We start from the raw sequence: 9,298 nt of genomic DNA, 5'->3' as shown, positions 1-9,298 counted from the left end.
GGCGGAGGCGGTGGGGCAGGCGGAGCAGATCGAACGCGACACGCAGCGCGCGCTGCGCGAGGCGGAGGTCCGCCGCGAGGAGCTGTCGGCGCACATGGAGCACGTACGCGCCACGCTCACGGCGATGACGGGCCGCGCCCCCGACTCGGACCCGGCCACCGGCACGGTCCCGGGCCCCTCGCCCCACGGGGACGACTAGTCACGACTCGGCGCGGTGCCGCGGGCCAGGTCGGCCAGCCGTTCGGCGTCCCGGGTGCCGGGTTCCGCGGACCAGAGGACGAGTTGCTGTTCCGGTGCGCCGGCGTAGCGGAAGGTGTCCCAGTCGAGGGTGAGGTCGCCGACGGCGGGGTGGGCGATGCGCTTGCTGCCGAAGTCCTGGTGCGCGACGCGGTGCTCGGCCCACCAGACCCGGAACTGCTGGTCGGTCACGGACAGCTCGCCCACCAGAGCCGTGAGGGCCGGATCGGTGGGATGGGTGCCGGCTTCCATCCTCAGGACTTCGACGCAGGTGCGGGCCACGTCCTCCCACTCGGGGTAGACCTCGCGCATCACCGGGTCGGTGAAGACCATGCGGACGTAGTTGCGCTCGGGTTCCGGCACGGCTGCGAAGTCGCACAGCAGCCGCGCCGCCAGCGGGTTCCACGCGAGGATGTCGAGCCGCGGCCCGAAGACGATGGCGGGCGTGCCGGTGAGCTGTCCGAGCAGCCGGGAGAGGTGCGGGTGCACCCGGGGCCGCGCCGTTCGGCGCGGCGTCCTGCGGCGCCCGGCGCGGGCGGCCTGGCCGACCAGCCCTTCCACGTACTTCCTCTGGTCGCCGTCGAGCCGCAGCTCCCGTACGAGAGCGTCGAGCACCGCCGGCGACGGGGCCAGGCGGCCCTGCTCGATGCGCACGTAGTAGTCGGTGCTGATCGTGGCCAGCTCGGCCACCTCCTCGCGGCGCAGCCCCTGGACGCGGCGCCGGGTACGCCCGCGCTCGGGCAGCCCGACCTGCGCCGGTGTGAGCTGGCCGCGGCGATGTCTGAGGAACTCGCCCAGCTCACGGAGGTGTGCGGAACCGGTCACCCGTTCAGCATGGCAGCCGGGCGGGACGTCTGCCTGGGAGAGATCCTTCCTAGGAAGCGGCCCGACCTTCCTGCCCCCCGGCTGCCGGCCGGACAGTGGATACGAGCCCGCAGACAGCCGGCGACCCGCGACCCCAGGAGCAGAAGATGAGGACTGACGTCCGCTTCCCGACCAACGGCCTGCAGCTCGCCGGCCACCTCTACCTTCCCGAGGACGGTGACGGGCCGTTCGCCGCGATCGTCGTCGGCCACCAGACGACCGGCGTCAAGGAGCAGTCCCCGGCGGTGTACGCCTCGCGCCTGGTCGGGGAGGGCTTCGCGGTGCTGACCTTCGACGCCGCCTTCCAGGGCGAATCCGAGGGCGCGCCCCACGGCCTGGAGGACCCTTTCCAGCGCGCCGAGGACTTCCGTGCGGCGGTCTCCTACCTCACCACCCGCCCCGAGGTCGACTCCGACCGCATCGGCGTGATGGGGGTGTGCGGCTCGGGCGCCTACGTGCCCTACGCCGCCCAGACGGACCACCGCATGAAGGCCGTCGCGGGTGTCTCCGGGACCGACGTTCCCAGCTTCTTCCGGGGCGCCGACCCCGAGGGCTGGCAGGAGATGGTGGCGAACTCCGGGAAGCTCCGCAGCGCCGAGGCCGCCGGCCGGCCCGCGGCCACGTTCGCGGTGCTGCCGGAGGAGGCCGATGCCGACACCCCGGCCCCGACGGCCGAGTTCGTCGACTACTACAAGACGCCCCGCGGCCGGCACCCGCGCTCCACCGGTGACGTGGTCGTGCGCAGTGCGGATCTCCTCGACCAGTTCGACTCCTTCGCCGACGTCGCGAAGATCGCGCCCCGCCCGCTGCTCATGATCGCCGGCACCGAGGCGGTGACCCGCGGATTCTCCGAGCAGGCGGTGGCCGACAGCCCCGGAAACGCCGAGCTGTGCCTCATCAAGGGTGCCACGCACGTCGATCTGTACGACCGCGACCAGTACGTGACTCCTGCCGTCACCAAGCTCGTCGACTTCTTCGGGAAGCACCTGGCCTGAGCCGGCGTACGGGCCGGGCGGCGCCCCGGTCGTAGCGGCGCCGCTGTTCAGGACGCGCCGTCGGCAGCAGGCGACGACGGGTCCCCGTGCCGGTACGCGCGCGGCGTCACCCCGTACGCCGTGCGGAAGCTGCGCGTGAACGCCGCCGCGTGGGTGTAGCCCCAGCGGGCCGCGATCCGGTGCACGGGGACCGCGGCGAGGACGGGGTCGGCCAGGTCGCGGCGGGCGTGTTCGAGGCGCTGGCGGCGGATCCAGCCCGCGACGGTCTCGCGGCCCGCGGTGTGCGCGCGGAAGATCCGGTGCAGGTAGCTGACGGAGACGTGGTGGGCGTCGGCGACCGACTGCGGGGTCAGCTCCGGGTCGGCGAGGTGGTCGCGCATGAAGTCCACGACGCGCACCAGCAGGGCGTGCTGGCGGTGCTCCGGCTCCAGCGCGGGCTGTGCCGTACGCGACTCCAGCTGGTGGGCCAGGTGCGCGTGCACGAGGTCGAGCACGGCGGTGCCCAGCCGGGCGGTGTCGGTGGGGCGGTAGACCTCGGCGCTGCACAGGACGTGTTTGACGACGCCGGTCAGGAGCGCGCCCGGCCCCTCGGCGCCGGGGAGGTCCTGCCCGACGAGCCGCTGGAGGCTGCCGGGCGGGAGCGTGATGCTGTCCTTGGGGATGTCGATCGTCAGCGTGTGGAAGGGCTCCCGGGCGTCCGGGGCGCGGCAGCCGAGCGCGTTGAGGCGGGTCACGTCGTGGAAGTACATGCCGCCCGGCCGGGAGATGCCGGTGCGGCCGTCCCAGTCGGTGTGCAGTGCGCCCTGTACGGGCACGAGGAACTGGTAGATGTCGGTGCCGCCGCCGGCCGACCTGCGCCGCATCTCCACCGAGGAGAGCCTGCGGGACGCGACCGTCACCCCGCCGAGCCCGATCTCCAGCTCCTCGGAGAGGAACCCGGCGCCGTCCGCGCCGCCCGTTCCCGCCTCCCGGATGCTGAACCCCGTCATCTGCTCGCGCATCCGGGCATGCCAGTGCGCGAACCGCTCCGCCGCCGGCACGTCGTCGCTGCGGAACTCGTCCCCGATCACGCCTCCATCCCAACTGCCCCCCGAGGCAGGGCCCCCGAGCCTAGGGCATCCGTTTACCCGCTCTTTACCCGGACCGGCGCCCGCGGTGGACGCATCGTCAAGAAAGTGTCGTCAGAGCGTCAATGACCTGCCCGGGTGCGGCTGCCACCGTGGGTCGGGACACGAATCTGCGCGTGCGGTTCCCGCTCGTGTCCTTGTTGCATGCCTCTCATGCACGACCAGCGCGAGAGACCGCGCGCGCCACCGCGCATTTTCGAAAGGCAATCCCCAGTGAACCGAACTCGCATGACCGTGCTGGCGCTCGCCGGCGCCGCCGCACTCGCCCTGGCGGGCTGCTCGGACGACGACGACTCCGGCTCCTCCGCCGCGGACCCGGACTCCGGGGCGTCGCAGGAGGCCCCGCCGGAGCCGGAGGAGCCGGCGGCCGAGGAGGAGAGCCCGGCCGCCGAGCCGAAGGAGGTCGAGGTGACGCCGCCGGGGACGAAGCTGAAGATCGGCGACACCGCCGTCGTCCCGTACGACAGGGCGGGGGCCACCGGCCACATCGGGATCACCGTCACCGGGGTGTCGGACGTGGACAAGGCGGCCTTCGACGCCGCGCTCGGGGAGAACGGCGACGCGGACATCACGCCGTTCTGCGTCGAGTTCACGATCGAGAACGCGGACGGCAGCGACCTCGGCGGCTCGTACCCGCCGGACCTGACGGGCGTCACCGCGGACGGCGGCGACAGCGGGGCGACGGTCTTCGGCGCGGACATCGAGGGCTGCGAGGAGGGTGTGGCGCCCGACGAGTTCGCCGAGGCGGGTGCGTCGTACGAGACGAAGCGGCTGCAGGGCGCCGGGCCGGGCGCCAGCGTGGCGGGTGCCTCGTACGAGGAGGACGGCTACGAGGACGACCCGGTCGTCTGGACGCCGTAGCCCCGCGGCTGCCGCCTGTTCGACAACAGAGGTGCCACGGCCGGGCTTCGGCAGGAGGTTCGGCAACAGAGGTTCGACAGCGGTAGTCCGGGGGACCGGAGGACAACTGAAGAGGGCCGGCGTCCCACCCCCGTGGGGCCGCCGGCCCGTGCAGCGGGCCGCCCTGAGGCGGCTCCGCCCGACCACCCGTTCCGGGCCTCCCGTTCCGGAAACGGGTACGGGGCCCGGCGACGCCCACCAAGCTTCGCCGGGCCCCTCCACCGCGTACCGCCGCTACTCGGTCGCGATGGCGTTCAGCACGTTCATCCGGCCCGCCCGGAACGCCGGCACCAGCGCCGCGAACAGCCCGACGACCGCCGAGCCCGCGAACACCACCCCGATCGTCGGCCAGGGGATGTCGAGCACCTTCAGGCCCTCCAGCGCCAGCAGTTGCTGCGCCGCCGTGCCCCACGCCAGCCCGAGCCCGAGTCCGAGGAGCGCGCCGAACAGGGCGATCACCACCGACTCCAGCCGGATCATGCGGCGCAGCTGCCTGCGCGACAGCCCGATCGCGCGCACCAGCCCGATCTCCCGGGTCCGCTCGATCACCGACAGGGCCAGGGTGTTGACGACGCCGAGGACCGCCACGATGATCGCCAGCGCCAGCAGCCCGTTGACGAGGTTGAGCATCTGGCCCACCTGGTCCTTCAGGGTCTGCTTGAAGTCGGTCTGGTCGCGCACCTCGTACTGCGGGTACGGGTCCATGGCCTTCTTCAGCGAGGCGTACGCGGCCTCCTCCTGACCCTCCTTCGCCTTGCCGAACATGATCTCGTTGTGCGGCATGTCGCCCGGCTCGATGTAGTCCTTCGCCGTGGCGAGGCTCAGATACGCCGCACCGGAGTCCAGCGTGGTCTCGGAGGAGGTGATCGCGCGCAGCGTCAGCTCCGCCCGGCCGCCGTCCTCGAAGTCGACGGCGAGGGTGTCGCCGATCTTCAGCCCGTGGTCCTTCGCGAAGTCCTCGCCGACCGACATGCTGTTCTTCTTGTAGGCGTCCGTCAGCTTGCCCTGCACGGTCTCGGACCTGAGGTCCTGCGCGTACGTCTTGTTGGCGGCGGTCAGGCTGTAGTCCTTCTCCGTCTTGCCGTCCGGCAGCGTGACGTCGGCGCCCAGCGCCTTGTAGTGCGTGACGTGCGCCATGTGCGGGGCGTCGTCGAGGACCTCCGCCACCTCCGGCACGATCGGCATGCCCATGTCGGACTGGATGATGAAGTCCGCTCCCACCGACTTGTCCAGCTCCTCCGTCGCCGAGGCGACCATGGAGGATCCGACCACCGACAGGCACGCGACCAGCGCGAGGCCGATCATCAGCGCCGACGCGGTCGCCCCGGTGCGGCGCGGGTTGCGCAGCGCGTTGCGCTCGGCCATGCGGCCCACGGGGCCGAAGACGCGCAGTACGCCGGCCGCGAGGGCCCGTACCAGCAGCCCCGCCAGCACCGGAGCGAAGACGATGAAGCCCAGCAGGGACAGCAGCACGCCGCCCGCGAGGTACATCGCGCCGTCGGACGCCTCGTCGACGCGGGTGGTGAGGAAGAGCAGCCCGCCGCCGGCCACGGTGAGCAGCAGGCCCAGCACGGTCCGTACGACACCGGCCTTGCGGTCGCCGGGCGTGCCCGCCTCGCGCAGCGCGGCCATCGGCGAGACCTTGCCCGCGCGGCGGGCCGGCAGCCACGCCGCGAGCACGGTGACGACGACGCCGAGGACGATGCCCACGACCGGTGTGGCGGCGTTGACCGTCAGGTCGGCGGTGTTGAGTTCCATGCCGACCGCGCCCATGAGCTTCATCAGCCCCACCGCGATCCCGATGCCCGCGCCGACGCCCAGGACCGAGCCGATGACGCCGAGGAGCAGGGCCTCGACGAGCACGGAGCGGTTGACCTGGCGGCGGCTGGAGCCGATGGCCCGCAGCAGGCCCAGTTCGCGGGTGCGCTGGGCGACGAGCATCGAGAAGGTGTTGACGATGAGGAAGATGCCGACGAGGACGGCGATGCCGGCGAAGCCGAGCATGGCGTACTTCATGACGTCCATGAAGCTGCCGAGGTCGTCCTTGTTCTCCTCGACGACCTCGTCCTTCGTCTGCACCTTGAGCGGGTCGCCGCCGAAGTCGGCCGCGGCCTTCTGCACGTTGGCCTTCAGCGCCTCGTGGGAGACGCCGGGGGCGGCGGTGAGGTTGATCGAGGAGTAGACGTCGGGCTTGCCGAGGAGCTTCTCCTGCGCGGTCGCGGTGTCGAAGTAGACGATCGTCGCGCCCGGGTTGGTGATCTTGAAGGTGGCGATGCCGACGACCTCGGAGCTGAACGAGCCGGGGTCGGCGATCGTGCGGATCTTGTCGCCGATCCGCACGTCGTGCTTGTCGGCGGCGTCGGCGTCGATGACGACCTCGGTGGGCCCGCGCGGCTCGTGGCCCGAGGTGATCTCGACGGACTCCAGCTCCAGCGGGTCCCAGTTGGTGCCGATGGTGGGGGCGCCGGTGCTGGAGCCGAGGTTGTCGTTGTCGGCGTCCGCGACGGTGATGGCGTCGTTGGCGACCTCGCCGTCGGCGGCCTTGACGCCGTCGACCTTCTCGACGCGCGCCAGGTCCGCGGCCGGCAGCGTCGGCTGCGGCTTGCGGCCCCAGTCGCCGTCGTCGTTGTCCGCGGCCTCGGGGCTGACCCGTACGTCGGACGCGGTGGCCTTGAAGAGCCGGTCGAAGGTGGTGGTCATGGTGTCGGAGAAGACGAGCGTGCCGCACACGAACGCCACCGACAGGACGACGGCGACCGCGGACAGTGCCATGCGTCCCTTATGGGAGAAGAAGTTGCGCATGGAGGTCTTGAGGACGGTCATCTCAGGCCACCCGGCCCCGCGCGTCGAAGGACTTCATCCGGTCGAGGACCTGCTCGGAGGTGGGGTTCCACATCTCGTCGACGATCCGGCCGTCGGCGAGGTACAGGACGCGGTCGGCGTAGCCGGCGGCGACCGGGTCGTGGGTGACCATCACGATGGTCTGGCCCAGCTCGTCCACCGACCGGCGCAGGAAGCCGAGGACCTCGGCGCCCGCGCGGGAGTCGAGGTTGCCGGTCGGCTCGTCGCCGAAGATGATCTCCGGCCGGGAGGCGAGCGCCCGCGCCACCGCGACGCGCTGCTGCTGGCCGCCGGAGAGCTGGCTCGGGCGGTGCTTGAGCCGATCGGCCAGCCCCACGGTGCCCACCACGCGGTCCAGCCACTCGCGGTCGGGCCTGCGGCCCGCGATGTCCATGGGCAGCGTGATGTTCTCCAGGGCGTTGAGGGTGGGCAGGAGGTTGAACGCCTGGAAGATGAAGCCCACGCGGTCGCGCCGCAGCTGGGTCAGCTTCTTGTCCTTCAGCCCGGTGATCTCGGTCTCGTCGATCCAGATGCGGCCCGCCGTGACCGTGTCGAGGCCGGCGAGGCAGTGCATGAGGGTCGACTTGCCGGAGCCCGAGGGCCCCATGATGGCGGTGAACTGGCCCCGGGCGATGTCCACATCGACATTGTCGAGAGCGAGGACCCGCGTCTCCCCCGAGCCGTACGCCTTGGTCACCTGTCGCGCTCGTGCGGCGACGGCCGTGCGCGCCGCTACAGCCGTAGTCACTGTCGTGTCTCCTTCGTCTGCGGCACCGCCCTGCGGAGCCGCCCGGGGAAGCTGTCCGCGCCGCCCGGGTGTTGCTGCGGCGCTGCTTCGTCGTATGTATGAGTCTCGTGAGCGGGGGCCGGGAAATCCCTGGTGCCTGGCGCCGTATCCGATGTGGGGATATCCCCACCCCGGTACTGGGGAAGGACCCCCCGCCCGGCTCCCCGTGCTCGCCGTCGACCCGCCTGACCAGGCTAGATAGAGCGGGGCCCGGTCCCGTCGGCCGCGGGGATGAGCCCGCCCCGGCTCTTGTCCGGGGGGCACTCCCTAAGGGATCGGGGCGCGCCCGCGGGGACGGCGTCAGGGTCGGGCCGGTACGGAGACCGCGGCGCCGCCCGTCCGCGAAGCGGCGGGGGGACGGGGCAACCCTGAGGCCGCGGGAGTGCCGCGGGCGCGGGGCCGGTCGGCAGCGCGCTGGTACGCGATCGACGACTGGTGGAGCCGGCTCCCCGCCACGGGAGCCGCTGAACGTGCCAGGATGCTTGGCTGTGGAGAGTGACAGCACCGGGTGGGGTGACCGGTTCCTCCAGCGCATCGTCGGGGAGCCCGCCCCGCCGGTGGCGCGACAGGACAAAGTGATCGAGCGGCTCCGATCCGATCCTCCCCGCTCTACAGCTCCCGTCTGCACTGTCCGGGCCTCTGCGGGTGGCGCTCCGCCGACGCTACGAGCTACGCCGGTTACGGAGGTCGGCACTGTTCGCGGCCAGGGTGGCCGGGTTGCTGCTCCTGGTGACCATCGGGTTTTTCCTGCTGGTCGCGGTGTTCGGGGAACCTGTCGACAAGGGCGAGGTGAGCGAGCCGCAGGGGCCCCAACTCACGGAGCGCGGTGAGAAGCTCTTCGAGACCCTGGGTCTCGCGGCTGTCGTGCTGATCGGCCCGCTGTTCGTGATCGGATGCCTCGCCATCCTCGGGATGCTGGTGGTGTCGCCGCCGCGGTCGTCGGCGTCACCCTGCTGGGCCTTCCCTCCGCCGCCGAGCCGTACGCGGTCGCCGGCGCCTTCGTGCTCGTCGTCCTGATCGTCTCCGCCCCCTCTGCGCGCCGCACCGTCGACGTCATCGACGCCATCCTGGGCAGCGGCTCTCCTTGATCCCGGGACGGTCGCCGCCCGTGGAAGTCGCTCGGTCTCCATTCGCGTTTCGGTCTACGGGCGGGAGAGGACCGGGAGGCGGTGTCGGACCGGGGCCGAGGCGCTCGTGGAAGGGCTGACGGCCATCACATGGGTCACCGTCGACGGAGTGGTGCAGGGACAGCTCGGTGGTTCGCACCCGGCCGCTACGCCGGCCCGGCCCCGCGCGCGTGCCCTGCCGACCGGGCTTCGTGATCACCACACCCGGGGTGGCCGGGGCCCCTGCGGCGTACCCGCACGTCCCGTGGCTCCGGGGGCGGGGATTCCTGCTGCGGGCGCGGGGTGTCCGTGGGGCGTCGTACGCTGGAGACCCCCCGGGGCGCTCGCCGTCTCGGGCTGTTCGCGTTGCCCGCGGCGCCGGCCGCCTGCCCACCACCCCGTACCCAGCCACCCGGAGCGGATGCCCCATGAGCCTGCACG

7 protein-coding genes and 1 pseudogene are annotated in these 9,298 nt (G+C 72.2%); 4 read left to right on the top strand and 4 right to left on the bottom strand.

Annotated features, from left to right (window positions below; all coding sequences use genetic code 11):
- Positions 1-199 (top strand): annotated as a pseudogene (locus H5J30_RS09150) (hypothetical protein); the annotation flags it as partial.
- Here the strand turns inward: H5J30_RS09150 and H5J30_RS09145 are convergent.
- Positions 196-1,062, bottom strand: a complete 867-nt coding sequence (locus H5J30_RS09145) for a helix-turn-helix domain-containing protein (RefSeq protein ID WP_181786792.1) — start codon at positions 1,060-1,062, stop codon at positions 196-198. The pseudogene H5J30_RS09150 and the gene H5J30_RS09145 overlap by 4 nt on opposite strands.
- Positions 1,063-1,208: 146 nt before the next feature.
- Between H5J30_RS09145 and H5J30_RS09140 the strand changes: the two genes are divergently transcribed.
- A complete protein-coding gene (locus tag H5J30_RS09140) occupies positions 1,209-2,096 on the top strand; it encodes an alpha/beta hydrolase (RefSeq protein WP_181786791.1) in 888 nt (295 codons plus the stop codon).
- 47 nt (positions 2,097-2,143) lie between these two features.
- On the opposite strand, the gene H5J30_RS37450 is transcribed toward H5J30_RS09140, so the two are convergent.
- The gene (locus H5J30_RS37450) at positions 2,144-3,166 is read right to left on the bottom strand and encodes a helix-turn-helix transcriptional regulator (protein WP_181786790.1); all 1,023 of its coding nucleotides are present in this window, start codon (positions 3,164-3,166) and stop codon (positions 2,144-2,146) included.
- Positions 3,167-3,436: 270 nt separating this feature from the next.
- Between H5J30_RS37450 and H5J30_RS09130 the strand changes: the two genes are divergently transcribed.
- Positions 3,437-4,084 (top strand): hypothetical protein, encoded by a 648-nt coding sequence (locus tag H5J30_RS09130; protein WP_309505473.1) that lies wholly within the window; start codon positions 3,437-3,439, stop codon positions 4,082-4,084.
- Positions 4,085-4,357: 273 nt separating this feature from the next.
- On the opposite strand, the gene H5J30_RS09125 is transcribed toward H5J30_RS09130, so the two are convergent.
- Both H5J30_RS09125 and H5J30_RS09120 read right to left on the bottom strand, forming a co-directional pair.
- A complete protein-coding gene (locus tag H5J30_RS09125; RefSeq protein WP_181786789.1) occupies positions 4,358-6,946 on the bottom strand; it encodes an ABC transporter permease in 2,589 nt (862 codons plus the stop codon).
- A 1-nt stretch (position 6,947) separates the two neighbouring features.
- On the bottom strand, positions 6,948-7,712 hold the full coding sequence (locus tag H5J30_RS09120; RefSeq protein ID WP_181786787.1) for an ABC transporter ATP-binding protein: 765 nt from the start codon (positions 7,710-7,712) through the stop codon (positions 6,948-6,950).
- A gap of 932 nt (positions 7,713-8,644) precedes the next feature.
- On the opposite strand from H5J30_RS09120, the gene H5J30_RS36565 reads away from it, so the two are divergent.
- Complete coding sequence (locus H5J30_RS36565) at positions 8,645-8,839, top strand: hypothetical protein (RefSeq protein WP_258563206.1); 195 nt, start codon at positions 8,645-8,647, stop codon at positions 8,837-8,839.
- The last annotated feature ends 459 nt before the right edge of the window (positions 8,840-9,298 follow it).

The organism is Streptomyces phytophilus (assembly GCF_013870535.1).
GTDB classification, from domain to species: Bacteria; Actinomycetota; Actinomycetes; order Streptomycetales; family Streptomycetaceae; genus Streptomyces; species Streptomyces phytophilus.
This window is presented reverse-complemented; position numbering and strand designations above follow the sequence as displayed.

Excerpts from the sequence above, each read along its gene's own strand:
- H5J30_RS09140 (WP_181786791.1), top strand. The coding sequence starts at position 1,209 with ATGAGGACTGACGTCCGCTTCCCGACCAACGGCCTGCAGCTCGCCGGC.
- H5J30_RS09125 (WP_181786789.1), bottom strand. The coding sequence starts at position 6,946 with ATGACCGTCCTCAAGACCTCCATGCGCAACTTCTTCTCCCATAAGGGA.
- H5J30_RS36565 (WP_258563206.1), top strand. The coding sequence starts at position 8,645 with ATGCCTCGCCATCCTCGGGATGCTGGTGGTGTCGCCGCCGCGGTCGTC.